At 66.8% G+C, this 26,302-nt stretch carries 19 protein-coding genes and 1 pseudogene; 18 read left to right on the top strand and 2 right to left on the bottom strand.

Annotation, left to right across the window (positions count from 1 at the left end; all coding sequences use genetic code 11):
- Nucleotides 1–253: 253 nt before the first annotated feature.
- The gene (locus ACQ5BL_RS14615; RefSeq protein ID WP_243804496.1) at nucleotides 254–1,861 is read left to right on the top strand and encodes a response regulator; all 1,608 of its coding nucleotides are present in this window, start codon (nucleotides 254–256) and stop codon (nucleotides 1,859–1,861) included.
- Nucleotides 1,862–1,982: 121 nt separating this feature from the next.
- Nucleotides 1,983–3,950: a methyl-accepting chemotaxis protein gene (locus ACQ5BL_RS14610; RefSeq protein WP_243804495.1), complete on the top strand. Its 1,968-nt coding sequence runs from the start codon at nucleotides 1,983–1,985 to the stop codon at nucleotides 3,948–3,950.
- A 121-nt stretch (nucleotides 3,951–4,071) separates the two neighbouring features.
- Here ACQ5BL_RS14610 and speB read toward each other — a convergent pair whose 3' ends face one another.
- Nucleotides 4,072–5,034, bottom strand: a complete 963-nt coding sequence (gene speB, locus ACQ5BL_RS14605) for an agmatinase (protein ID WP_243804494.1) — start codon at nucleotides 5,032–5,034, stop codon at nucleotides 4,072–4,074.
- Between the two features lie 97 nt (nucleotides 5,035–5,131).
- A complete protein-coding gene (locus ACQ5BL_RS14600; protein ID WP_430293174.1) occupies nucleotides 5,132–6,229 on the bottom strand; it encodes a polyamine ABC transporter substrate-binding protein in 1,098 nt (365 codons plus the stop codon).
- A 110-nt stretch (nucleotides 6,230–6,339) separates the two neighbouring features.
- Here ACQ5BL_RS14600 and ACQ5BL_RS14595 point away from each other — a divergent pair, with 110 nt between their 5' ends.
- From ACQ5BL_RS14595 to urtB, 16 genes and pseudogenes are all read left to right on the top strand, one after another.
- Complete coding sequence (locus ACQ5BL_RS14595; RefSeq protein ID WP_243804492.1) at nucleotides 6,340–7,248, top strand: LysR family transcriptional regulator; 909 nt, start codon at nucleotides 6,340–6,342, stop codon at nucleotides 7,246–7,248.
- Between the two features lie 137 nt (nucleotides 7,249–7,385).
- Complete coding sequence (locus tag ACQ5BL_RS14590) at nucleotides 7,386–9,239, top strand: protein-disulfide reductase DsbD (RefSeq protein WP_243804491.1); 1,854 nt, start codon at nucleotides 7,386–7,388, stop codon at nucleotides 9,237–9,239.
- Between the two features lie 156 nt (nucleotides 9,240–9,395).
- The gene (gene aroQ, locus ACQ5BL_RS14585; protein ID WP_207882439.1) at nucleotides 9,396–9,839 is read left to right on the top strand and encodes a type II 3-dehydroquinate dehydratase; all 444 of its coding nucleotides are present in this window, start codon (nucleotides 9,396–9,398) and stop codon (nucleotides 9,837–9,839) included.
- A 24-nt stretch (nucleotides 9,840–9,863) separates the two neighbouring features.
- On the top strand, nucleotides 9,864–10,331 hold the full coding sequence (accB, locus tag ACQ5BL_RS14580) for an acetyl-CoA carboxylase biotin carboxyl carrier protein (protein ID WP_207882437.1): 468 nt from the start codon (nucleotides 9,864–9,866) through the stop codon (nucleotides 10,329–10,331).
- Between the two features lie 17 nt (nucleotides 10,332–10,348).
- Nucleotides 10,349–11,698 carry an acetyl-CoA carboxylase biotin carboxylase subunit gene (gene accC, locus ACQ5BL_RS14575; RefSeq protein ID WP_207882435.1) on the top strand — a complete coding sequence of 450 codons (1,350 nt, stop codon included), beginning with the start codon at nucleotides 10,349–10,351 and terminating at the stop codon, nucleotides 11,696–11,698.
- A 176-nt stretch (nucleotides 11,699–11,874) separates the two neighbouring features.
- Nucleotides 11,875–12,753, top strand: coding sequence for a 50S ribosomal protein L11 methyltransferase (gene prmA / locus ACQ5BL_RS14570; protein WP_243804490.1), 879 nt, complete (start codon nucleotides 11,875–11,877; stop codon nucleotides 12,751–12,753).
- A gap of 59 nt (nucleotides 12,754–12,812) precedes the next feature.
- Nucleotides 12,813–12,884: pseudogene (locus ACQ5BL_RS14565) on the top strand (MJ0042-type zinc finger domain-containing protein); the annotation flags it as partial.
- A gap of 426 nt (nucleotides 12,885–13,310) precedes the next feature.
- Nucleotides 13,311–14,495 (top strand): DUF3426 domain-containing protein, encoded by a 1,185-nt coding sequence (locus tag ACQ5BL_RS14560; RefSeq protein WP_430293183.1) that lies wholly within the window; start codon nucleotides 13,311–13,313, stop codon nucleotides 14,493–14,495.
- Between the two features lie 222 nt (nucleotides 14,496–14,717).
- Nucleotides 14,718–15,725, top strand: a complete 1,008-nt coding sequence (gene dusB / locus ACQ5BL_RS14555) for a tRNA dihydrouridine synthase DusB (RefSeq protein ID WP_207882432.1) — start codon at nucleotides 14,718–14,720, stop codon at nucleotides 15,723–15,725.
- A complete protein-coding gene (gene fis / locus ACQ5BL_RS14550) occupies nucleotides 15,722–16,042 on the top strand; it encodes a DNA-binding transcriptional regulator Fis (protein WP_026078947.1) in 321 nt (106 codons plus the stop codon). Before dusB ends, fis begins: the two co-directional genes overlap by 4 nt.
- 87 nt (nucleotides 16,043–16,129) lie before the next feature.
- A complete protein-coding gene (gene purH, locus ACQ5BL_RS14545; protein ID WP_207882430.1) occupies nucleotides 16,130–17,731 on the top strand; it encodes a bifunctional phosphoribosylaminoimidazolecarboxamide formyltransferase/IMP cyclohydrolase in 1,602 nt (533 codons plus the stop codon).
- A gap of 218 nt (nucleotides 17,732–17,949) precedes the next feature.
- Nucleotides 17,950–19,239 carry a phosphoribosylamine--glycine ligase gene (purD, locus tag ACQ5BL_RS14540; protein ID WP_243804488.1) on the top strand — a complete coding sequence of 430 codons (1,290 nt, stop codon included), beginning with the start codon at nucleotides 17,950–17,952 and terminating at the stop codon, nucleotides 19,237–19,239.
- Between the two features lie 128 nt (nucleotides 19,240–19,367).
- A complete protein-coding gene (locus ACQ5BL_RS14535; protein WP_243804487.1) occupies nucleotides 19,368–22,157 on the top strand; it encodes a hybrid sensor histidine kinase/response regulator in 2,790 nt (929 codons plus the stop codon).
- A 336-nt stretch (nucleotides 22,158–22,493) separates the two neighbouring features.
- Nucleotides 22,494–23,087 (top strand): MarC family protein, encoded by a 594-nt coding sequence (locus ACQ5BL_RS14530; protein WP_207882424.1) that lies wholly within the window; start codon nucleotides 22,494–22,496, stop codon nucleotides 23,085–23,087.
- A gap of 237 nt (nucleotides 23,088–23,324) precedes the next feature.
- The gene (gene urtA / locus ACQ5BL_RS14525) at nucleotides 23,325–24,593 is read left to right on the top strand and encodes an urea ABC transporter substrate-binding protein (protein ID WP_081515601.1); all 1,269 of its coding nucleotides are present in this window, start codon (nucleotides 23,325–23,327) and stop codon (nucleotides 24,591–24,593) included.
- 91 nt (nucleotides 24,594–24,684) lie between these two features.
- Complete coding sequence (gene urtB / locus ACQ5BL_RS14520) at nucleotides 24,685–26,271, top strand: urea ABC transporter permease subunit UrtB (RefSeq protein ID WP_243804486.1); 1,587 nt, start codon at nucleotides 24,685–24,687, stop codon at nucleotides 26,269–26,271.
- Nucleotides 26,272–26,302 lie beyond the last annotated feature (31 nt).

The following is a 26,302-nucleotide window of genomic DNA, read 5'->3' as shown; positions in this document are numbered from 1 at the left end:
GTTGGACCCGATTCCGCCCCGGGGGTGCCCCGGCGAAACGATCCTGCCGCGCAAGCATGCCGCACCCGGCGGCTCAGCGCAGCCCACCCTGCGCATGGTGCGCGGTAACGTCGCGAATTACAAAGTGCATGTCGTTTGACCGACGGCACTGTTATTGCCATTCAGGATTGGTAGCATAGGGCCATCATTGTGTCTCACGGCAGAAACACTTCACTCGCACGCCCCAAACCACGGACTGATAAAGAAGCGCGCCATGACCGAGCTCGACGATCCGCCCCTCGACCGCCTCAAGCATCACTTCGCCCAACGGGTGATCCACCAGGCCCGCCACCTGCTGGAGGTCTGGCAGCGCCTGTCGCGCTCGGAGTGGAGCAGCGACGGGATGGCCGAGCTGGCGGAGGCCTGCCTGCTCCTGCAGCGCTACGCCGAACGTTTCGGGCAGGCCGAGCACGTCGACCTGGCCAGGGCTGTCGACCAGTGCCTGCGCGCCGTGCAAGATAACCGGGGGCGCCTCTCCAGCGGGCTGATCACCGAGCTCAACGGCCTGATGCAACGCCTCTCGCGCACCGGCCTGCGCCATGGCGACCAGTACGAGCAGACCGTCCTGCCGCCGCTGCGCAAGCCGGTCTACCTGGCCCTGCAGGACCAGGAGCGCGCCGAGCGCCTGGCCCAGCAGCTGGAGTTCTTCGGCATGGCCGCACAGTGCTGCGAGAACGCCAACGCCTTCCGCGCCGCCATGGCCGAGCGGCATCCGGCGGCCATCGTCATGGAGATCACCTTCGCCGGCATGGGCCTGACGCTGGCCCACGAGGCCCAGGCGGGTCTCAAGCAGAAGTTGCCGGTGCTGTTCTTCAGCCACGATGAAACCGACACCCCGACTCGCATGGCCGCCGCCCGCGCCGGCGGCCAGGACTTCTTCACCGGCGCGCTGGACGCCTCCGCCGTACTGGAGAAGATCGAGACCCTGAGCCGCGTGTCGCACTACGAGCCCTTCCGCGTACTGATCGTCGAAGACTCCCGGGCCCAGGCCACGCACACCGAGCGGGTCCTCAACAATGCCGGCATCGTCACCCGCGCCCTCACCGCACCGCTGTCGGTGATGGCCGAGCTGGCCGAGTTCCAGCCGGACCTGATCATCCTCGACATGTACATGCCCGAATGCCTGGGCACCGAGCTGGCCAAGGTGATCCGCCAGCACGAGCGCTATGTCAGCGTACCGATCATCTACCTGTCCGCCGAGGACGATCTGGACAAGCAGCTCGACGCCATGAGCGAAGGCGGCGACGACTTCCTCACCAAGCCGATCAAGCCGCGCCACCTGATCGCCACCGTGCGCAACCGTGCCGCCCGCGCACGCAGCCTGCAGGCGCGGATGGTGCGCGACAGCCTCACCGGCCTGTACAACCACACCCATACCCTGCAACTGCTCGACGACGCCCGCTTCCGCGCGCGCCGCGAGGGCCGGCCGCTGACCTTCGCGATGCTCGACATCGACCACTTCAAGCGGGTCAACGACACCTTCGGCCATCCCATGGGCGACCGGGTGATCAAGAGCCTGGCGCTGTTCCTCAAGCAGCGCCTGCGCAAGACCGATCACATCGGCCGCTACGGCGGCGAGGAATTCGCCGTGGTGCTGCCCGATACCGACGCCGACACGGCGCGCAAGGTCCTGGAGGACATCCGCCAGCGCTTCGCCGAGATCCATTACCCCGCGCAACCCGGCGACCTGAGCTGCACCTTCAGTTGCGGCATCGCCGAACTGGGCGAGGAGATGGACAGCAAGACCCTGGCCAAGCAGGCCGACGAGGCGCTGTACCGGGCCAAGCACGCTGGACGCAATCGGCTGGAAGTGTTCGGCTGAGCCCTGCGCGGCGCTCTGCCGCGCTATTTACCGACCAGATACTGGCACCTTGTCATTAGCCGGTAACGAAACTGCAATAGGGTCATGACTCGCCGTTTTCCGCTGTCGGTCGAGACCTGCCATGCGCCTCAAGCTGCTGACCAACCTCAACACCTTCCTGCTCCTGCTCGTGTGCCTCGCGCTGGGCGCCACCCTGTGGTGGTCGCAGCGCGCGCTGGAGCGGCCCTTCACCCTGATGGACCGCTACCTGGAACTCTCCCAGGACTTCGAGCGCAAGGTCTCGCAGAACATCCAGGCCTACCTCGCCAGCGGTGATGCGCTTAAACAGAAGGCCGCCCAGCAGGCGCTGGACGAACTGGCCGCGGAGCTTCCGCAATTGCCGGAGAGCCTCGGGCAGCTCCTGGGCCGGAGCCTCGACGAACTGCACCAATTCAGCGGCAACCAACTGCTGGCGGCCGGCAAGCTGGCCGGCGATCCGCAGGGTCTGCTGCTGCAAGCCGAGCGCGACCTGCTGGCCGCCCTCGACCAGCTCGGTGCCTATGCCGACGCCAGCCAGAACCCCGCCGCCGCCGAGTACCGCGCCCCGCTGCTGCAGGCCGGCCTGCACCTCACCCGCCTGGCCCATGCCCGCGCCAAGCTGGTGGAAAGTGGCAACCCCGCACTGGCCCAGGACATCCAGCGCGAGCTCGACAGCCTGCGCCAGCTTGCCGAGCGCATCGACGCCCTGCCCCTGCTCGGCGTCCTGCAACAGCAGGCGTCGGCCTCCGACGACTTCGCCGCGATGATGGGCCTGGACACCCAGCCCGCTGCCGAACAGCAAAGCGAGGACCGTGGCGTCGGCCTCAAGCGCGACCTGGCCGGCGTGCTGCGCCGCTATCCCGATGAACTGGACCGCACCCGCCAACTGATCGCCCAGCGCCAGGAGCTTGCCACTGCCACTGCCCAGCGCCTGGGCGCCGTGCAGCAGGCCCTGGCGACCCTGGAGCCACAGGTACGCGAGGAGCGCTCGAAGATCCAGGCGCAGGTGCGGTTGATCCAGGGCGCGCTGATTGCCCTGATCCTCGCCACCGCGCTGCTCATCGACACCTTGCAACGACGTCTGGCGCGCGTGCTCGGCCAACTGGTCCCGGCACTGTCCACCTGGGCCCGTGGCGACTTCAACCAACCCATCGCCCTGGCCACCCGCACCCACGACCTGGTGGAGCTGCAGGAATCGCTGAACCGCCTGCGCGACTTCCTCGGCACCCTGGTCGGCACCATCCACCAGCGCGCCGAGGAAGTGGCCGGCAGCAGCCGCGCCCTGGCCGAGCTCAGCGGCGGCCTGCACGCCGGCGCCGAGCGCCAGGCCAGCGACACCGGAGAAATCCGCGATGCGCTGGGCCATATGGAAGCGGCCATCCAGCAGGTGGCCGGTGACGCCAGCCAGGCGGCTTCGGCCAGCCAGGCCGCCGGCGTAGCGGTGGAACAGGGGCAGCGGGTGATCGGCAACAGCCTGAGCGGCATGCGCGCGCTGGTGGACGAGGTGCAGAGCAACGCCCAGGCCATCGAGAACCTGGCCGAGGAGTCGGCCACCATCGGCAACGTGCTGGGGGTGATCCGTTCCATCGCCGAGCAGACCAACCTGCTGGCGCTCAACGCCGCGATCGAAGCGGCCCGTGCCGGCGAACAAGGCCGAGGCTTTGCAGTGGTCGCCGAGGAAGTGCGCTCGCTGGCCCTGCGCACCGCCGGCGCCACCGAGGAAATCCAGCAGCTCACCGCACGCCTGCAGCAGGCTGCGCGGCAGTCGGTGGAGGCGATGCGCAGCCAGGTCGAACACGCCGAAGTCACCGCCAGCCAGGCCGGCGCCGCCGAAGGTGCGCTGGACGAGGTGGTGGAAGCCATCCGCACCATCGCCAGCATGGCCGAGCGCATCGCGGAAGGGTCGGCGCAGCAGAGCGGCGCGGTCAGCGAGATCCGCTCCCATAGCGAGCGTATCCACGCACTGGGCAGCGAGAACCTGCGCCTGATCGGCCAGGGACGCAGCCAAGGCGAGCAGTTGCAGGAGCTGGGCGGTGCGTTGCACACCGCGGTGCGGGCGTTCCGCGTCTAGCGAACTCAACCTGTAGGAGCGCGCCATGCGCGCGATCGCGGGCATGGCCCGCTCCTACAAGGAAGCGCCGGAGTTCGGCCTGTAGGAGCGAGCTTGCTCGAGATCGCTCATCAGAGCGGACTCAGCGCTCGCCCAGCTTGTGCCGCGCCGCATACAGGCAAACCATCTCCATCGCCAGGGTCGCGCCGGCCAGGGCGGTGATCTCGGCGTTGTCGTAGGGCGGCGCCACTTCCACCACGTCCATCCCCACCAGGTTGATCCCGCGCAGCGCACGAAGGATCTCCAGCGCCTGGTGCGAACTCAGCCCGCCGCAGACCGGCGTGCCGGTACCCGGAGCGAAGGCCGGGTCGAGGCAGTCGATGTCGAAGGTCAGGTACACCGGGTTGTCGCCGACCCGCGCGCGGATGCGTTCGGCGATGGCCTGCGGCGAATGGCGGTGCACCTCGCGGGCATCCAGCACCTGGAAGCCCATCACATCGTCGTTGGTGGTGCGCAGGCCGACCTGTACCGAGCGCGACGGATCGACCAGCCCGTCGCGGGCCGCATGGTAGAACATGGTGCCGTGGTCGATGCGCTGGCAGTCCTCGTCGGGCCAGGTATCGCTGTGGGCGTCGAAGTGGATCAGCGACAGCGGGCCGTGCTTCTTCGCATGGGCCTTGAGCAGCGGGTAGCTGATGAAGTGGTCGCCACCCAGGGTCAGCAGCGCGCAGCCGGCATCGAGGATGCGGTTGGCGTGGGCCTCGATGGCCTCCGGGGTTTCCTGTGGTACGCCGTGGTCGAAGGCGCAGTCGCCGTAGTCGACCACGGCCAGGTGATCGAAGGGATCGAACTCCCAGGGGAAGTGCCGGGCCCAGGCCATCTGCACCGAGGCGGCACGGATGGCGCGCGGGCCGAAGCGGCTGCCGGGACGGTTGGTGGTGGCGGTGTCGAAGGGCACGCCGCTCACCACCAGGTCCACACCGCGCAGGTCGCGACTGTAGCGGCGGCGCATGAAGCTGGTGACGCCGGCGTAGGTGGACTCGGCGGCGGTGCCGTAAAGGCTGTCGCGGGTGATGGCCTGGTCGTTGTCGTGGGCTTGGTCCATGGCGTTCTCGTCGTAGTTATCGGTTGGTCACGGTATCGGCCTGTAGGAGCGCCCCATGGGCGCGAATCGCGGGCATGGCCCGCTCCTACAGGGAGGTTCAGGTACGGGTGCGGAACGAGGTCCACAGGCGGGTGCGCTCGCGCTGCTGCTTCAGGGTCAGCAGCTGTTCGCCGAACAGCTTCTGGCGCACGGCGGCCGGCGGGTAGATGTCCGGATCACCCGCCACATCGGCCGACAGCAGCGGCGTGGCCTTCTGGTTGGCGTTGGCGAAGTACAAGGTGTTGGTCAGCTCGGCGATGGATTCGGGGCGCAGCATGAAGTCGATGAAGGCGCGGGCTTCCTGCGGGTGCGGCGCGTCCGCCGGAATGGCCATGGTGTCGAACCAGATCAGCGTGCCCTCCCTGGGAATCCGGTAGATCACCTCGAACGGCTTGTTCGCCTGCTTGGCCTGGGCTGCGCCCATCAGCGCATCGCCGGTGTAGGTCAAGGCAACGCAGAGGGTGCCGTTGGCCAGGTCGTTGATGTGCTTGCCGCTGGCGACATAGCGCACATTCGGCTGCAACTGCTTCAGCAGGTCGCGAACCTGGGCAAGATCGGCCGCGTCGGTGCTGTAGGGCGGCTTGCCCAGGTAGTTCAGCGCCACGCTGATGACTTCCTGCGGCGAGTCGATCAGCGAGATGCCGCAGTCGGCCAGGCGCGAGGCGTATTCGGGCTTGAATAGCAGGTCGAGGCTGTCCAGCGGGGCATCGGGAATACGCTTGAGCACCGCTTCCTTGTTGATTGCCAGGCCGACGGTGCCCCAGGTGTAGGGCACGCCGAAGCGGTTGCCCGGATCGATGGAAGCCAGCTTGGCCAGCAGCTCCGGGTCGAGGTTGGCGAAGTTCTTCAACTGCGCACTGTCCACCGGCTGCACGGCCTTGGCCTGGATCGCCCGGGCCAGCCCGCTGCTGGCGGGGAACACCACATCGTAGCCGCTGGCGCCGGTCATCAGCTTGCTGTCGAGGACCTCGGCGCTGTCGAAGGTGTCGTACTTCACGCGGATGCCGGTCTCGGCCTGGAAGCGCTTGAGCGCATCGGCGCCGACGTAATCCGCCCAGTTATAGAGGTTGAGCACCCGCTCCTGCGCCTGCAGGGGCAAGGCCAGGGCCGCGAGCAACGCCGTGAAAGGAGCCCAGAAGAACGCACGCATGATCATCGCCTCGGGTTTGTTGTGGTTATGGGGCGAGCATGACGGGGGCTTTACTTTGTAAAAATACAAAGTTAATTACTTTGGCATTATCAATTCACAATGATTGGACCCGGCCGATGCTCAGCCAACTGCGCGACCTCGACCTGCAACTGCTGCGCCTGTTCGTCACCGTGGTCGAGTGCGGCGGCTTCAGCGCGGCGCAAGGCGAACTGGGACTGAGCCAGCCGAGTATCAGCATCCAGATGGCCAGGCTGGAGACGCGCCTGGGCTACCGCCTGTGCGAGCGCGGCAAGGGCGGCTTCCGCCTCACGCCCAAGGGCGAACACCTGCTGCAGGCAACCCGCCGGCTGTTCATCGCCATCGAAGGTTTTCGAAACGAGGCCCACGGAGTCGCCGACAAGCTGCTGGGCGAGGTGCGCCTGGGCCTGTCCGAGGCCCTCGACGAACGGGTGCTGGCGCAACTGTCCGAAGCGGTCCGGCGTTTTCGCCGGCGCAACGAGGCGGTGACCCTGGAACTGGTGACCACCACGCCCGCCGAGCTGGAACGTCTTCTATTGCAGGACCGCCTGCACCTGGCCATCGGTTACTTCGCCGGCACCCAGTCGGCACTGGAGCATGTCGAGCTGTTCAGCGAGCCGCAGGGGCTGTACTGCGGGGTCGGGCATCCGGCCTTCACCGAGAAGAACCCCACGCGCGAGTCACTGGCCGATGCCGACCAGGTACTCCATCCCTACCGCTTCATCGCCGCCGACGAGCCGCTGCAGACCACTCGCAGCAGCGCGCGCTGCGAACAGGTGGACGGCAGCCTGGCATTCGTCCTCTCCGGCGCGCACCTGGGCTACCTGCCCAGGCACGTCGCCCAGCCCTGGATCGAGCGCGGCCAGTTGCGCGAGTTGCTGCCGGACGAACTGGGCTTCGACGTGGCCTTCAGCCTGACCCGCCACCGCGGCCGCCACCCCGGCGACGCGGAACAGGCCTTCGCCAGCGACCTGCTGGAAGCCTTCGGCCACCCCGCGGCCGATTGACGCAGCCGATGAGAGGGAGCATCCGCGCCCCGAGAACGGTCCGCTCATCTCTTGTCACAGCTCATCCGGCGGCACCACGGGCCGCGCCGGACGCTTTCCGCTATCATGCCCGCCACTTTGTAGTCCGCGAGATGTCCATGCGCCGCCTGCTCACCCTGCTCCTGCTCCTGGTCGCCCTGCCCGCTTCCGCCGGCCTGTTCGACAAACCCGCCGACAAGGGCGGCTTCGCCGTCGGGCAACCGACCAAGGGTGATTTCCTGCCGGTGGCCGAGGCCTTCCGCGTCAGCGTCGAGGACAGCGACAGCCAGCAGGTGAAACTGCGCTTCATCAATGCCGACGGCTACTACCTCTACCAGCACCGTTTCAGCTTCAAGGTCGAGCCCGCCGACAGCGGCGTGACCGTGGGCGAGGTGAAGCTGCCGCCGGGCAAGCAGCACCATGACGACTACTTCGGCGACACGGTCGTCTACTACGCCATCACCGACCTCGACGTTCCGCTGAACAACCCGCAGCACAAGCCCTTCACCCTGGTGGTGAGCTACCAGGGCTGTGCCGACAAGGGCCTGTGCTACGCGCCGGAAACCACCCGCCTGCGGATCGCCGACGGCCAGGCCGCCAGCGTAGTCACCGCAGCCGCGGCCAGCAGTAGCACCGCCAAGGCAGCCACCGGCGACAACCCGTTGGCCAGCCTGCTGGGCGACCATGAGCCGGGCAAGATCAAGAAGCTCGGCCGCGCCCTGGTGATTTTCTTCCTCCTGGGCCTGGCGCTGACCTTCACCCCCTGCGTGCTGCCGATGCTGCCGATCCTCTCCGGCGTGGTCCTGCGCGGGCGACCGGGCGGCATGCGCGGCCTGGCACTGTCGCTCGCCTATGTGCTGCCGATGGCGGTCTGCTACGCGGTGCTCGGCACCCTGATGGGCCTGTTCGGCGCCAAGCTCAACCTGCAGGCGATGCTGCAATCGCCCTGGGTGCTGGTGCCCTTCGCGGCCTTCTTCGTGGTCTTTGCCATCGCCATGTTTGGCGTGTTCGAACTGCGCCTGCCGGGCTTCGTGCGCGAACGCCTGGACAACATGGCCAACAACACCCGCGGCGGCTCCATCGCCGGCGCGGCAACCCTGGGCGTGCTTTCCAGCCTGCTGGTATCGCCCTGCGTCACCGCCCCGCTGGCCGGCCTGCTGCTCTATATCAGCAGCACCGGGGACGCTGTCGGCGGCGGCATGCTGCTGTTCTCCCTGGGCCTGGGCATGGGCACCCCGCTGGTGATCTTCGCCGTCGGCGGCGGCGCACTGCTGCCCAGGAGCGGCGCCTGGATGAACGGCGTGCGCAACGTCTTCGGCGTGATGCTGCTGGCGGTGGCCATCTGGATGCTCGAGCGCCTGGTCGCTGGCCCGGTGGCGCTGACCCTTTGGGGCACGCTGGCCGGCGGTGTCGCGATCGCCATGGGCACCCTCGAACTGGGACCGAAGAAGCCGCTGCAACGCGCCGGCCAACTGTTTGGCCTGATGCTCCTGGTCTACGCGGTGGTCGCCTGGACCGGCGCACTGCGCGGCGAGTCCGACCCGATGCACCCGCTGGGCCGCAGCACGCCGGGCCTGCATGCCGGTCCGCCGACCTCGACACCCGGCGACTGGCAGAACATCACCACCCCCGCCCAGCTCGATGCCGCCCTGGCCAGCGCCCAGGCCGCCGGGCGGCCGGTGCTGCTGGACTGGTACGCCGACTGGTGCATCAGCTGCAAGATCATCGAGCGCCAGGTACTGCCGACGCCGGAAGTCCAGGCGCAACTGCCCGGCTTCGTCCTGCTGCGCTTCGACATGACCGCCAGCACCGAGGAACAGCGCGCCCTGCTCGACCGCTTCAACCTGTTCGGCCCGCCCGCGCTGCTGTTCTTCTCGGCGAAAGGCGACGAATGGAGCGATCTGCGCATCATCGGCGAAACCGATGCCGCCACCCTCGCCGAACGCCTGCGCCAGGCCACTTCCCGCGGCTGAGTGATTCGGCCCCTGGCACTGCAATAGTTTTGCCGTAATCGGCTGGCAACATGCCGACATCTACGGCAAAACCTGCATGACTGGACAGTCACGCCAGCTTTCCGGCATAGTCCCGCCCTATCTTTTTCCGCCTAAGAGAAGGACAACAGCATCCAGATGGCGACCTTACTGGTACTGCACGGGCCCAACCTCAACCTGCTGGGCACCCGCGAGCCCGACAAGTACGGCTCCGTCACCCTCGAGCAGATCAACCAGGACCTGGAGCGCCGCGCCCGCGAGGCCGGCCACCACCTGATGCACCTGCAGAGCAACGCCGAGTACGAACTGATCGACCGGATCCACGCTGCGCGTAGCGAAGGCGTGGACTTCATCCTCATCAATCCGGCCGCGTTCACGCATACAAGTGTCGCTCTACGTGACGCATTGCTCGCAGTGAGCATCCCATTCATCGAAGTGCACCTTTCCAACGTGCACAAACGCGAACCTTTCCGGCATCACTCCTACTTCTCCGACGTGGCGGTAGGGGTGATCTGCGGTCTGGGCGCCACAGGCTACCGCCTGGCCCTGGAATCCGCCCTTGAACAACTTGAACGCCCGTGACCTCACCTGGGAGAGCGAACACTGATGGACATCCGTAAAGTCAAGAAACTGATCGAACTGCTCGAAGAATCCGGTATCGACGAGCTGGAAATCAAAGAGGGCGAAGAGTCCGTACGCATCAGCCGTCACAGCAAGACCGCCGCCCAGCCGATCTACGCTGCCGCCCCGGCCTACGCTCCGGCACCTGCCGCAGCCGCTCCGGCCGCCGCAGCTCCGGCCCCGGCTGCCGAAGCCGCTCCGGCTGCACAGGCGCTCAACGGCAACGCCGTGCGTTCGCCGATGGTTGGCACCTTCTACCGCGCGGCCTCGCCGACTTCCGCCAACTTCGTCGAAGTCGGCCAGAGCGTGAAGAAAGGCGACATCCTGTGCATCGTCGAAGCCATGAAGATGATGAACCACATCGAGGCTGAAACCAGCGGCGTGATCGGTCAGATCCTCGTGGAGAACGGCCAGCCGGTCGAGTTCGACCAGCCCCTGTTCACCATCGTTTAAGCCGCGGAGAGCCTGCGATGTTGGAAAAAGTACTGATCGCCAACCGCGGCGAAATCGCGCTGCGCATCCTGCGCGCGTGCAAGGAACTGGGCATCAAGACGGTGGCCGTGCACTCGACCGCCGACCGCGAACTGATGCACCTGTCGCTGGCCGACGAAGCGGTCTGCATCGGTCCGGCCCCGGCTGCGCAGTCCTACCTGCACATCCCGGCGATCATCGCCGCGGCCGAGGTCACCGGCGCCGTGGGCATCCACCCCGGCTACGGCTTCCTGGCCGAGAACGCCGACTTCGCCGAGCAGGTCGAGCGCTCGGGCTTCACCTTCATCGGCCCGAGCGCCGACGTCATCCGCCTGATGGGTGACAAGGTGTCCGCCAAGGACGCCATGAAGAAAGCCGGCGTTCCGACCGTACCGGGCTCCGACGGCCCGCTGCCGGAAGACGAAGAGACCGCGCTGGCGATCGCCCGCGAGGTTGGCTACCCGGTGATCATCAAGGCCGCCGGTGGCGGTGGTGGTCGCGGCATGCGCGTCGTGCACAACGAGGAAGACCTGATCAAGTCCGCCAAGCTGACCCGCACCGAAGCGGGCGCGGCCTTCGGCAACTCGATGGTCTACCTGGAGAAGTTCCTGACCAACCCGCGTCACGTGGAAGTCCAGGTGCTCTCCGACGGCCAGGGCAACGCCATCCACCTGGGCGATCGCGACTGCTCCCTGCAGCGCCGTCACCAGAAGGTGCTGGAAGAAGCCCCAGCCCCGGGCATCGACGAGAAGGCCCGCGCCGAAGTGCTGGCCCGCTGCGTCCAGGCCTGCGTGGAGATCGGCTACCGTGGCGCCGGCACCTTCGAGTTCCTGTACGAGAACGGCCGCTTCTACTTCATCGAGATGAACACCCGCGTTCAGGTGGAGCATCCGGTGTCGGAGATGGTCACCGGTATCGACATCGTCAAGGAGATGCTCAGCATCGCCTCCGGCAACAAGCTGTCGATCAAGCAGGAAGACGTGGTCATCCGTGGCCATGCGCTGGAATGCCGGATCAACGCCGAAGACCCGAAGACCTTCATGCCCAGCCCCGGCAAGGTGAAGCACTTCCACGCACCCGGCGGCAACGGCGTGCGCGTGGATTCGCACCTGTACAGCGGCTACGCCGTACCGCCGAACTACGACTCGCTGGTGGGCAAGGTCATCGCCTACGGCAAGGACCGTGACGAAGCCCTGGCGCGCATGCGCAATGCCCTGGACGAGCTGATCGTCGACGGCATCAAGACCAATACCGAGCTGCACAAGGATCTGGTCCGCGACAAGGAGTTCTGCAAGGGTGGCGTGAACATCCACTATCTGGAGAAGAAGCTGGGCATGGACAAGCACTAAGCCTGTCCCGCTCCTCCTCGCTCCAGCACAAGGGCTGCCTCCGGGCGGCCCTTGTGCTTTGCGGCTCCCGTACGCTGGCATGGCAAGGTGCCGTACAGTAAGCTTGCCGCCTTTATCTGCGGGCCGCCCAGGCGGCCCGTTCTATTTTCGCGTCCAGCAGCATCGAGGTACCCGCCATGCCCTGGCTTCAAGTCCGACTCGCCATCACCCCGGAACAGGCGGAAACCTACGAAGATGCGCTGCTGGAAGTGGGCGCCGTCTCGGTGACCTTCATGGATGCCGAAGACCAGCCGATCTTCGAGCCGGACCTGGGCACCACCCCGCTGTGGAGCCATACCCATCTGCTCGCGCTGTTCGAGGCCGATACCGACGAGACCGCGCTGGTCGCCCACTTGTCCCTGCTCACCGGCGGCGAGCTGCCGCAGCACCAGATCGAGCGCATCGAGGACCAGGACTGGGAACGCAGCTGGATGGACAACTTCAAGCCGATGCGCTTCGGCCGCCGCCTGTGGATCGTCCCCAGCTGGCACGACGCGCCGGAGCCGGACGCGGTGAACCTGCTGCTCGATCCGGGCCTGGCCTTTGGCACCGGCACCCATCCGACCACCTCGCTGTGCCTGCAATGGCTCGACGGCCAGGATCTGGCCGGCCAGTACGTGCTGGACTTCGGCTGCGGCTCGGGCATCCTCGCCATCGCTGCGCTGCTGCTGGGCGCCGAGCGTGCCGCCGGCACCGACATCGATCCGCAGGCGCTGGAAGCCTCGCGCGACAACGCCTCGCGCAACGGTATCGACCCGGCCAGCTTCCCCGTCTACCTGCCCGCTGATCTGCCAAAAGAGCCGGCGGACGTCCTGGTGGCGAACATTCTGGCCGGTCCGCTGGTCACATTGGCAGAGCAGCTCACCGGACTGGTCAAGCCCGGTGGCCGCCTGGCCCTCTCGGGCATCCTCGCCGAGCAGGCCGAGGAAGTGCGCGCAGCCTATGCCGCCGCCTTCGACCTCGACCCGACCGCCGAGCAGGAAGGCTGGATCCGCATCACGGGTCGCCGCCGCTGACTGCCCGACGAACGGGCCTTGGGTTAGACTAATCGTTTGTTTTTTCGCCGGACCGCCGCATGAGCGACAGCTTCATCACACAGTGCCCCCATTGCCAGACACGCTTCCGCGTCAACTCGGCGCAATTGGGCGCGGCCAGCGGTGCCGTGCGCTGTGGCACCTGCCTGAAGGTCTTCAACGCCCCGCAGAACATGCTGGGCGAACCGACGCAGGCGCCGATCCTGACCGACGTGGCCCCACCGCCCGCCAGCCCGCCGAAGCCTGCTCCGGCGCCCGCACCCGTGGCCGAAGCGGTGGCATCAGCCCCCATTCCCAGCGTGCCGGAGCCGTCTCCGGCGCCGGCCGCCGCAGTTGCCGCCGCAGCCCCGGAACAACCGAAACCCTTGCCCGTCCCCGGCACCGCCACCCTTGGCTGGCCGCTGGCTCCCCACGCGGCGCGACACTCCAGTGATGTCGCGGAAAAGCCTGCCATCCCGGAACCCAAGGTAGAAATCAAACCCGAGCCCCTGCCGGAGTTCCGCCCCGAGCCAGCCCCCGCCATCCCGGCGGCCCAGACCATCCCGGCAGCGCCGCTGACCCCGCCGCCTGCACCACCCTCTGGCCCCGGCGAGCCGGCCAAGACCGAAGCCGCTCAGGCCCCGGCGAAGAAAGACGAAACGCTGTGGATCCACGACGACCTCGACCTGGACAGCCTCAACCTCGATGAAGAGCTCGCCAAGCTGGACGAGTTCGAGCTGTCCCAGGAATTCCTCAGCATCGATCGCGCGCCCGCTCCCAGCGAGGCCCTGCAGGTCAGGCAGGACGAGAAACGCGATCCGCACGACGAGCGCTGGGCCGAAGCCCTGCTGCAGTCGGAACAGCCCGGCGGCAATCGCGCCGCCCGCCAGGAGCCCAGCCTCGGCCAACTGAAGGACGACGAACCGGAAGAACCCTCGCCCAGCGCCCGCCTCGCGGCCGACGAGGAGCCTGAGCCCGAACCCGAGCAAGAGATCGAGCAAGAGATCGAGCAAGAGCAGGTCGAAGAACCCCGGATCGCCCCGGCGCCGCTCGGCGTCGTCGATGAGGACGAGGAAAGGCTGCCCACCTTCAGCGCCCGGCGCGACGATGACGAGCCCGAGCAGGCCGAGGACGACCACGACGACGAACCGGTCGTCGAGACCCGCGCCGACAGCCGCCGCGCCGAGCCCGCGCTGCACAACGACGGCCTGCACGACCTGAGCGACGAGCCGCTGCAACTGGACTGGCAGAAGCCCAAGCGTCACTGGGGTCGCCGCCTGTTCTGGCTGCTGCTGGTGCTGCTGGCCCTGGCAGGTCTCGCCGGACAGTACGTCATCTACCACTTCGAGGAGCTGGCCCGCCAGGACCAGTACCGCCCCTGGTTCGCCCAGGCCTGCCCGGAACTGGGCTGCACCCTCCCCTCCAAGGTCGACGTGGATCAGATCCGCAGCAGCAACCTGGTGGTACGCAGCCATCCGGACTTCAGCGGCGCCCTGGTGGTCGACGCGATCATCTACAACCGCGCCAACTTCTCGCAGCCCTTCCCGCTGCTGGAAATGCGCTTCGCCGACCTGAACGGCCAGCTGATCGCCAGCCGCCGCTTCAAGCCCAGCGAATACCTCTCGGGCGAACTGGCCGGGCAGAGCGAAATGCCGCCGCAGACGCCGATCCATATCTCCCTGGACATCCTCGACCCGGGTCCGAAAGCGGTGAACTACAGCCTGAGCTTCCACTCGCCGGAGTGATCCGGCGGGTAGCTCAAAGCGCCTGAGAGCGCCAGTTCCGCTCGTCTTCCTACCCTGGGTGATAAGCCCCGGGCTGTTCAGAATTTATCCAAATTCGCCTTTATCCGGTCACCGAGAGCGGGTATCATGCCCTCCCTTTTTTGCTAGCACCGGTGGCAGGCCCCGAAACGCACCCGCGAGTCTTGTAGCGCGCGGCGCCTCGGTGTTCCCGCCCCATTAACCATGGAACTCAGGTCGGTGGTACGCATCGGCTCCTACACACTGCCCAACAGACTGATCCTGGCCCCGATGGCCGGCGTCACCGATCGTCCGTTCCGCCAGCTGTGCCGCCGCCTCGGCGCCGGCATGGTGGTCTCGGAAATGGTCACCAGCGACGTCCGCCTGTGGAACAGCCGCAAGTCGCGCCTGCGCCTGCAGCACGACAACGAAGATCAGCCCCGTTCGGTGCAGATTGCCGGCGGTGACCCGCAGATGCTCGCGGAAGCCGCCCGCTGCAACGTGGAGCTGGGTGCCCAGATCATCGACATCAACATGGGCTGTCCGGCAAAGAAGGTGTGCAACAAGGCCGCGGGTTCCGCGCTGATGAAGGATGAACGGCTGGTAGCCGAAATCCTCGAGGCGGTGGTCGCGGCAGTGGAGGTTCCCGTCACCCTGAAGATTCGCACCGGTTGGGACCGGTCGAACAAGAACGGCGTGACGGTGGCGCGGATTGCCGAGCAGTCGGGCATCCAGGCGCTGGCGGTCCACGGCAGGACCCGTGCCGACCTCTACACCGGCGAAGCGGAGTACGAAACCATCGCTGCGATCAAGCAGGCGGTTTCCATTCCGGTCTTCGCCAACGGTGATATCGATTCGCCGCGCAAGGCACGGCAGGTGCTCGAGCTGACCGGGGTGGACGCCCTGCTGATCGGCCGCGCCGCCCAGGGCAGGCCCTGGATCTTCCGCGAGATCGATCATTACCTGGGCACCGGCGAAACACTGCCGGCGCCGAGTCTGCACGAAGTGGAGAGCATCCTGCTCGAACACCTCGCTGCATTGCATGCGTTTTATGGGGAAGACATGGGTGTGCGAATTGCCCGCAAGCACGTGGGCTGGTACCTCGCAACCCTGCCGGGTGCGGCGGAGTTCCGCACCCAGTTCAATCGTTTGCAGGACACGGATGCACAAAGCGCCAGCGTCAGGCAGTTCTTCGCCGAGCGCCACAATAACGGAGAAGGGGTGGCCGCATGACAACGATGACCGAGACATTAGTGAGTGGAATGACACCCGTGAGCGACAACGCCAACCTTAAACAGCACCTGACCACTCCGACGCAGGAGGGCCAGACCCTCCGCGACAGCGTGGAAAAGGCACTGCATAACTATTTCGCCCATCTCGAAGGGCAGCCGGTCACGGACGTGTACAACATGGTGCTTTGCGAAGTCGAAGCGCCGCTGCTGGAAACCGTCATGAACTATGTGAAGGGTAACCAGACCAAAGCCTCGGAACTGCTGGGCCTGAACCGCGGAACCCTGCGCAAGAAACTCAAGCAGTACGACCTTCTCTGACCACGGTGGCAGGCGCTGGGCCGCGACCGAACGGTCGCCCGGGCCCTCGCCTGACGCCGGAAGCCCGTAGCCTTTGTGGAAGCCGTTATGACCGACCAAACCACCCGCCTGCCCATCCGCCGTGCGCTGATCAGCGTTTCCGACAAGACCGGCGTCGTCGATTTCGCCCGTGAGCTGGTAGCCCTTGGCGTGGAGATCCTCTCCACCGGCGGCACTTACAAGCTGCTCAAGGACAACGGCATCGCCGCCGTGGAAGTGGCCGACTACACCGGCTTCCCGGAAATGATGGACGGCCGCGTGAAGACCCTGCACCCGAAAGTCCACGGCGGCATCCTCGGCCGTCGCGACATCGACGGCGCGGTGATGGAAGAGCACGGCATCAAGCCGATCGACCTGGTTGCGGTCAACCTGTACCCCTTCGCCGCCACCGTGGCCAAGCCGGGCTGCACCCTGCCGGACGCCATCGAGAACATCGACATCGGCGGCCCGACCATGGTCCGTTCCGCGGCGAAGAACCACAAGGACGTCGCCATCGTGGTCAACTCCACCGACTACGAAGGCGTCATCGCGGCCCTGAAGGACGGCGGCCTGACCTACGCCCAGCGCTTCAACCTGGCCCTCAAGGCGTTCGAGCACACCTCCGCCTACGACGGCATGATCGCCAACTACCTGGGCACCATCGACCAGAACGCCGAAACCCTGTCCACCGAGAACCGCCTGCAGTTCCCGCGCACCTTCAACAGCCAGTTCATCAAGGCCCAGGACATGCGCTACGGCGAGAACCCGCACCAGAGCGCGGCGTTCTACGTCGAGGGCGGCGAGGCCAGCGTCTCCACCGCGATCCAGCTGCAGGGCAAGGAACTGTCGTTCAACAACGTGGCCGACACCGACGCCGCGCTGGAGTGCGTGAAGAGCTTCGTCAAGCCGGCCTGTGTCATCGTCAAGCACGCCAACCCGTGCGGCGTGGCCGTGGTTCCGGAAAACGAAGGCGGCATCCGCAAGGCCTATGACCTGGCCTACGCCACCGACACCGAGTCGGCCTTCGGCGGCATCATCGCCTTCAACCGCGAGCTGGACGGCGAGACCGCCCAGGCCATCGTCGAGCGCCAGTTCGTTGAAGTCATCATCGCCCCGAAAGTCTCCGAGGCCGCCCGTGCCGTGGTCGCCGCCAAGGCCAACGTGCGCCTGCTGGAGTGCGGCGAGTGGCCGGCCGAGCGTCCTGCCGGCTGGGACTTCAAGCGCGTCAACGGTGGCCTGCTGGTGCAGAGCCGCGACATCGGCATGATCACCGCCGATGACCTGAAGATCGTCACCCAGCGCGCCCCGAGCGAGCAGGAAATCCACGACCTGATCTTCGCCTGGAAAGTCGCCAAGTTCGTCAAGTCCAACGCTATCGTCTACGCCAAGAACCGCCAGACCGTCGGTGTCGGCGCCGGCCAGATGAGCCGCGTGAACTCCGCCCGCATCGCCGCCATCAAGGCCGAGCACGCCGGCCTGGAAGTGAAGGGCGCGGTCATGGCGTCCGATGCCTTCTTCCCGTTCCGCGACGGCATCGACAACGCCGCCAAGGCCGGCATCACCGCGGTGATCCAGCCGGGTGGTTCGATGCGTGACAACGAAGTGATCGCCGCTGCCGATGAAGCCGGCATCGCGATGGTCTTCACTGGCATGCGCCACTTTAGGCATTAACCGGGACGGCCGCACTGTAGCGGCCGTCTGCTGCGTTGCGGACGACTTCGCCAATGCTCATTGCCAATAGGCAACTCCGCTTGTCGAAGCCGTCCGCGCCTTGCATCCAGCCACTCCATTGCGCCCTCGCACAGGCTGGAAAAAAGCTCTCGTAGGTTGGGTGGAGCGAAGCGATACCCAACAATCCGGCCAAGCCGGAACAGTTCAGGAGATTTCCAATGAACGTACTCATCATCGGCAGCGGCGGTCGCGAGCACGCGCTGGCCTGGAAGGTCGCGCAGGATTCGCGGGTGCAGAAGGTCTTCGTCGCGCCGGGCAATGCCGGCACCGCCACCGAAGCCAAGTGCGAGAACGTCGCCATCGACGTGCTGGCCCTAGAAGAGCTGGCCGATTTCGCCGCGAAGAACGTGCAGCTGACCATCGTCGGCCCCGAGGCTCCGCTGGTCAAAGGCGTGGTCGACCTGTTCCGCGCCCGCGGCCTGGACATCTTCGGCCCCACCGCCGGCGCCGCCCAGCTGGAAGGCTCCAAGGCCTTCACCAAGGACTTCCTCGCGCGCCACAAGATCCCCACCGCCGACTACCAGAACTTCACCGAAGTCGAGCCGGCGCTGGCCTACCTGAAAGAGAAAGGCGCGCCCATCGTGATCAAGGCCGACGGCCTGGCCGCGGGCAAGGGCGTGATCGTCGCCATGACCCTGGCCGAAGCCGAAGACGCCGTGCGCGACATGCTCGCCGGCAACGCCTTCGGTGACGCCGGTTCGCGCGTGGTGATCGAGGAGTTCCTCGACGGCGAGGAAGCCAGCTTCATCGTCATGGTCGACGGCCAGAACGTGCTGCCCATGGCCACCAGCCAGGACCACAAGCGCGTCGGCGACGGCGATACCGGCCCGAACACCGGCGGCATGGGCGCGTACTCCCCGGCTCCGGTGGTGACTGCCGACGTGCACCAGCGCGTGATGGACGAAGTGATCTACCCGACCGTGCGCGGCATGGCCGAGGAAGGCAACGTCTACACCGGTTTCCTCTACGCCGGCCTGATGATCGACAAGAGCGGCAAGCCCAAGGTCATCGAGTTCAACTGCCGCTTCGGCGACCCGGAAACCCAGCCGATCATGGTCCGCCTGGAATCGTCCCTGGTCCTGCTGGTCGAGGCCGCCCTGGCCAAGGCGCTGGACAAGGTCGAGGCCACCTGGGACCCGCGTCCCACGGTGGGTGTCGTGCTGGCCGCCGGCGGCTACCCGGGCGACTACGCCAAGGGTGACGTCATCGAAGGTCTGGACGCAGCCGCCCAGCTCGACGGCAAGGTGTTCCACGCCGGTACCGCGCTGAAGGACGGCCAGGTCGTCACCAGCGGCGGCCGCGTGCTGTGCGCCACCGCCATCGGCCCGAGCGTGTCCTCGGCCCAGGAGCAGGCCTACCGCCTGGCGGAGAAAATCCGCTGGAACGGCTGCTTCTACCGCAAGGACATCGGCTATCGCGCCATTGCCCGCGAGCGTGGCGAGGGCTGATGCCCCGTCGCCGGAGGCGTTCGATCACGACGCCTCCGGCAGCCACTCATACTCGCGCGCCCGTGTGGATTACGGCCTTTTGCGCACTTGGCTATAATCGGGCCACTCACTACCGAAGGGACTTCGCCGTGCGCCGGCTCTGGACTGCCACAGGACTCCTCGTCAGCTTGCTGCTGGCCGCCCTGGTCTGTGTTCCGACCTTTGCGGCAAGCCAGGACCCCGGCTGGTCGCAGCTCCACGACAGCGACGCCCGCCTGCAGCTGCAGGACATCCTCTCCCCGCGCTACAGCACCCTCTTCAGCCCACTCGACATCGACGACCTGCATGCCCCCGCCGGCCCCGGCGCGACCTGGCTGCACTATCGCCTCCCGGTCAGCGAGTCGCCCCAGCAACTGCGCGTCTTCGCACCCAGCCTGGACAGTTTCGAACTCTTCATCGTCCACGGCCAGACGCTGCTGGAGCAGAAGAGCGCCGGCAACCTGTCGCCCGTGCAACGCCCGCTGCTGAGCAGCGATATCGTCCTGCCGCTGCGCAGCGCCGCCGAGCCCCTCGACCTCTACCTGCGCCTCACCTCCAGCCAGCCGCTGCGGCCCAACATCAGCATCGAGGACGCCAGCCAGCCGAGCAACGAGCAGCGCCCGCTGCACTTCGGCATCCTGATCGGCTGCCTCGCCATGCTGCTGGTCTACAACCTCGTGCGCTTCGGCTACACCCGCGTCGCCAGCGGCCTGTGGCTCGCCGGCGTGCACGTCAGCCTGCTGCTGGCCTGCCTCACCCTGTTCGGCCTGCTCAGCCCCTGGTACGGCGTGCACCAGTCCTGGCAGCCGCTGACCGCCCAGCTCAGCCTGGTGCTGACGCTGTTCTGCGCCCTGGGCTACACCGCCAGCTTCTTCCGTGACCTCACCCCGCGCCTGCCGCTCAAGCGGTTGCTGCTGGGCGGCACCGCCGGGCTGCTGGTGCTGGGCGCCGCGCTCCACCTGCTGCTCGCCTTCCCGCTCAGCGACCTGGTCTATGGCCTGATCACCCTGGTCACCCTGGGCATGCTTTCGGTGGCGCTCTACTACTGGACCCACTCCTACCAGCCCGCCCGCCTGTTCGCCGTGGGCATGGGCCTCTTCGTCCTGGTCTGGTGCCTGAGCCTGCCTTCGCTGCTGGGCTACCTGCCGACCCGCGCCGAATGGCTGGGCAGCGGCCTGCTCGGGCTCAGTGCGCTGGTCGGCTTCCTGCTCAGCCTCGCCCTCGCCGAGCGCCAGCGCAAACTGCAGAACGAACACTTCGCCGCCAGCCGTCAGCGCGCCGCCAGCGTTGCCGAACTCAAGGCCAAGGGCGATTTCCTGGCCAAGATCAGCCACGAAATCCGCACCCCCATGAACGGCGTACTGGGCATGACCGAGCTGCTGCTCGGCACGCCGCTGTCGGCCAAACAGCGCGACTACGTGCAGACCATCCACAGCGCCGGCAACGAGTTGCTGGCACTGATCAACGAGATCCTCGACATCTCCAAGCTGGAGTCCGGGCAGATCGAGCTGGACGAGGTGCAGTTCGACCTTGGCGCCCTGATCGAGGACTGCCTGGCGATCTTCCGCGCCAAGGCCGAACAACAGCGGGTCGAGCTGATCAGCTTCACCCAGCCCAAGGTCCCGCGCATCGTCAGCGGCGACCCGACGCGCCTGCGCCAGGCCGTGCTGAGCCTGCTGGACAACGCCTTCAAGCAGACCGACGAAGGCGAAATCCTGCTGGTGGTCGCCCTCGATGGCCCGCAGGATCGCCCGCGCCTGCGCATCGCCGTGCAGGACAGCGGTCGCCCGCTGGAAGACGAAGACCGCCAGGCCCTGCTCACCGCCGAGCTGCACAGCCGCGACTTCCTCTCCGCCACCCGCCTGAGCAGCCGCCTCGGGCTGATCATCGCGCGCCAACTGGTTCGCCTGATGTCCGGCGAATTCGGCATTGAAAGCGGCGATGGCGACTCCGGCAACCTGCTCTGGCTGAGCCTGCCGCTGGACCCGCAGCAGTTGCAGCAGCCCAACGCCGACCTGGACAGCCCGCTGCAGGGCGCGCGCCTGCTGGTGGTGGACGACAACCAGACCTGCCGCAAGGTGGTGGTGCAGCAGTGCAGCGCCTGGGGCATGAACGTCAGCGCCGTCTCCTCCGGCAAGGAGGCGCTGGCCCAGCTGCGCACCAAGGCGCACCTGCGCGAGTACTTCGACGTGGTCCTGCTCGACCAGGACATGCCCGGCATGACCGGCATGCAGCTGGCGACTAAGATCCAGGAAGACCCGAACCTCAATCACGACATCCTGCTGATCATGCTCACCGGCATCAGCAATGCGCCGAGCAAGATCATCGCCCGCAACGCCGGGATCAAGCGCATCCTCGCCAAGCCCGTGGCGGGCTACACCCTCAAGGCGACGCTCGCCGAGGAACTGGGGCAGCGTGGCCCGAGCGGCGTGAGCAACTACCTGCAGCCTGCCGCCGAGCCGGCACCTGCCGTGCCGCCCAGCGATTTCCGCATCCTGGTGGCCGAGGACAACAGCATCTCCACCAAGGTCATCCGCGGCATGCTGAGCAAGCTCAACCTGCAGCCGGACACCGCCAGCAACGGCGAGGAAGCCCTGGCCGCAATGAAAGCCACGCAGTACGACCTGGTGCTGATGGATTGCGAGATGCCGGTGCTCGACGGTTTCTCCGCCACCGAGCGTCTGCGCGCCTGGGAAGCCAACGAACAGCGCCCGCACACTCCGGTGGTGGCGCTCACCGCACACATCCTCAGCGAGCACAAGGAGCGCGCGCGGCTGGTCGGCATGGACGGGCACATGGCCAAGCCGGTGGAGCTGTCGCAACTGCGCGAGCTGGTGGCCTACTGGGTCGGCGAGCGCGACCGACGCCTGCGCCAGCAGAGCGACGCCTTGCCGTCCTGAGGCGGAGCGTTATACGCCCTACGCACTGAGGACGGCTTTTCGTAGGAGCGGACTCCGTCCGCGATCGATTCCGCATCGCACCGCAAACCTATCGCGGACGAAGTCCGCTCCTACGTCACATCCAACGCCCACGCCGGACTCAACCTGTAGGAGCGGGCCATGCCCGCGATCGCGCCCATGGGGCGCTCCTACAGGGAGCCTGGCGCGGCGAATGGCAATCGCGGACGGAGTCCGCTCCTACGCTCAAGGACATTTCTCCCGCAACGCCCCACCCGCTATGCTGTGCCCAGCCACGCCCTGGCGCGTGAGACCTCTCAATCCGGACGAGTTTCCCCCATGCATGTGTTGTCCAGCGTGTACCTGAAGATGCTGGTGCTCTACAGCCCCTTCTTCGTGCTGTCCTGCTTCATCAGCCTGAGCCGCGGCTTCGGTCCGCGCGACCGCAAGAAGATGGCCTGGCGCGTAGCCCTGGCGGCGCTGATCGCCAGCGTGCTGCTGTACCTGTTCGGGCGCTACATCTTCACCCTGTTCGGTATCACCGCCGACGCCTTCCGCATCGGTGCCGGCTCGGTGCTGTTCATCTCCGCGCTGGGCATGGCCCAGGGACGCTCGACGGTGCAGAGCGACAACGTGCAGCAGGACGTCACCATCGTCCCGCTGACCATCCCGATCACCGTCGGCCCCGGCACCATCGGCGCGCTGCTGGTCATGGGGGTGAACCAGGAATGGGAAAACAAGCTGCTGGCCATCGCGGCGATCTTCCTCGCCTGCCTGACCCTGGGCATCACGCTCTATCTCTCCGACAAGATCGAAAAGATCCTCGGCGAACAGGGCCTGCAGATCGTCAGCCGGCTGATGGGGTTGTTCGTCTGCGCCCTCGCCGCGCAGATCATCATGACCGGCGTGCGCGGCTACTTCATTCCGCAGTAATGCGCACCATTGGGGAGCGCCGTGCGCCAAAGCGCGTTCGGCGCACCAAAGCCGCGCACTGAAAAACCTCCCACTTACGACAGAAAATCGCGCCCAGCCCATCTGCGCCAAGGCTTTTGCCTGTTTGGCACGGATGCTGCGATGGCAGCTTCGATCCCGCTCGGGGATCGCCCCATTCCCGGGGAAGCTGCCGCACCGGCAACTCCCCGCCCCTGGATAGCCAAGGAGGCTGCCGCGATGAAACGTCGTCCGCTGTTGAAAAGTACGCTGGCCATGAGCGCCCTGCTGCTCACCGGTCTGTTCCCGTTCAGCTCCCAGGCCGCCGAGACCATCAAGGTCGGCATCCTGCATTCGCTGTCCGGCACCATGGCGATTTCCGAGACCTCGCTCAAGGACATGGCGCTGATGACCATCGACGAGATCAACGCCAAGGGCGGGGTGAACGGCAAGAAGCTCGAAGCGGTGGTGGTCGACCCGGCCTCCAACTGGCCGCTGTTTGCCGAGAAGGCGCGCCAGCTGCTGACCCAGGACAAGGTCGCGGTGGTCTTCGGTTGCTGGACCAGCGTCTCGCGCAAATCGGTGCTGCCGGTGTTCGAGGAGCTCAACGGCCTGCTGTTCTACCCGGTGCAGTACGAGGGCGAGGAAATGTCGCCCAACGTCTTCTACACCGGCGCGGCGCCGAACCAGCAGGCCATCCCGGCGGTGGAATACCTGATGAGCGAGGACGGCGGTGCCGCCAAGCGCTTCTTCCTGCTGGGCACCGACTACGTCTACCCGCGCACCACCAACAAGATCCTGCGCGCCTTCCTGCACAGCAAGGGCGTGGCCGACAAGGACATCCAGGAGGTCTACACGCCGTTCGGCCACAGCGATTACCAGACCATCGTCGCCGACATCAAGAAGTTCTCCGCCGGCGGCAAGACCGCGGTGATCTCCACCGTCAACGGCGACTCCAACGTGCCCTTCTACAAGGAACTGGCCAACCAGGGCCTGGAAGCCACCGAAGTACCGGTGGTGGCCTTCTCCGTGGGCGAGGAAGAACTGCGCGGCATCGACACCAAGCCGCTGGTGGGCAACCTGGCCGCGTGGAACTACTTCGAATCGGTGAAGAACCCGGAGAACAGCAAGTTCGTCGCCGACTGGAAGGCCTACGCCAAGGCCAAGAACCTGCCCAACTACAGCACCGCCGTGACCAACGACCCAATGGAGGCCACCTATGTCGGCATCCACATGTGGGCGCAGGCCGTGCAGAAGGCTGGCAGCACCGATGTGGACAAGGTCCGCGAGGCCATGGGCGGGCAGACCTTCAAGGCGCCGTCAGGCTTCACCCTGACCATGGACAAGACCAACCACCACCTGCACAAGCCGGTGATGATCGGCGAGATCGAAGACAACGGTCAGTTCAACGTGGTCTGGAAGACCCCCGAGCCGATCCGCGCCCAGCCGTGGAGCCCGTTCATTCCGGGCAACGACAAGAAGCCGGATTACGCGGTGCGCAGTAACTGATCTTCCTGAGAGCGCCCTCTCCCCGCCCCGTCCCTTCGGGATTGACGCCGGGGAGAGGGAATCCCCGACTCCAGCGTGCCGGGAACTGCCCATGCCCACTGCCTTGCTTCACCTGCTCCGCCTCTGCGCCCTCGCGCTGACCGCGCTGCTGCCGCAGCTCGCCTTCGCCAGCGCCGCGCAGGAGTTCGCCAGCGCGGACAACGACGCTCGCGCCCAGTTGCTCGAACAATGGGCCGCCGCGCCCGATGCCGACCGTCTGCCGTTGCTGGAAGCCATCCAGACCGGCCGCCTCGCCGTCGACGCCCAGGGCCATGCCTTCGTCCTCGGTGACGCCGGACAATACCAGCCCGCGGACGGCGGCGCCGCGCCGGTCGGCGAGCCCGACAAGCTGCGCCTGAACAACCGCCTGCGCGGCCTGGTGAATACCGCCATGGCCAGCCACCGGCTCGTTGCCGACAGCGCCGACGTGCGCCTGGACGCCGCGCACCAGTTGCAGAAGAGCGCCCGTCCGGCGCAACGCACGCTGCTCGAATACCGCCTCAACGAAGAGTCCGACGACGCCGTCAAGGCCGCGCTGCAACTGGCCCTGGCCAATCTGCAGCTGGCCGACCCGGCTCCGGCGGTGCGCCTTTCCGCCGTGCGCCTGCTGGGCGAATCCGGCGATCCGCAGGCACGTACCCGCCTGGAAAACCTGCTCGATCCCGCCGTCGAACCCGACGACTCGGTCCGCACCGCCGCCGCCACCAGCCTCGGCCAGGTCAAGCGCCGCCTGCTGATGGGCGACCTGCTCGGCCAGGCCTTCAGCGGCCTGTCGCTCGGCTCGATCCTGCTGCTCGCCGCCCTCGGCCTGGCGATCACCTACGGCCTGCTCGGGGTGATCAACATGGCCCACGGCGAGATGCTGATGCTCGGCGCCTACTCCACCTACGTGGTGCAGTTGCTCTGCCAGCGCTACGCCCCCGGTCTGCTGGAGCTTTACCCGTTGCTCGCGCTGCCGGTGGCCTTCCTGGTCACCGCCTGCATCGGCATGGCGCTGGAGCGCACGGTGATCCGCCACCTCTACGGCCGCCCGCTGGAAACCCTGCTCGCCACCTGGGGCATCAGCCTGGTGCTGATCCAGTTGGTGCGCGTGCTGTTCGGCGCGCAGAACGTCGAGGTGGCCAACCCGGCCTGGCTGTCCGGCGGCATCCAGGTGCTGCCCAACCTCGTGCTGCCATGGAACCGCATCGTCATCATCGGCTTCGCGCTGTTCGTGCTGGCGCTCACCTGGCTGCTGCTCAACCGCACGCGGCTGGGCCTGAACGTCCGCGCCGTCACCCAGAACCGCAACATGGCCGCCTGCTGCGGCGTGCCGACCGGCCGCGTGGACATGCTCGCCTTCGGCCTCGGCTCGGGCATCGCCGGCCTCGGTGGGGTGGCGCTGTCGCAGGTCGGCAACGTCGGCCCGGACCTGGGCCAGAGCTACATCATCGACTCCTTCCTGGTTGTGGTGCTCGGCGGCGTCGGCCAGCTCGCCGGCAGTGTCCTCGCCGCCTTCGGCCTGGGCGTGGCGAACAAGATCCTCGAACCGCAGATCGGCGCTGTGCTGGGCAAGATCCTGATCCTCGCGCTGATCATCCTGTTCATCCAGAAACGTCCGCAGGGGCTCTTCGCTCTGAAAGGGAGGGTCATCGATTGATGAACACACCAATGTCTGAAGTGAATGCTCT

Source organism: Pseudomonas sp. B1-22 (assembly GCF_050474425.1).
Lineage (GTDB): Bacteria > Pseudomonadota > Gammaproteobacteria > Pseudomonadales > Pseudomonadaceae > Pseudomonas.
The sequence above is the reverse complement of the archived record's forward strand: the minus strand, read 5'-3'. Positions and strand labels throughout refer to the sequence as shown.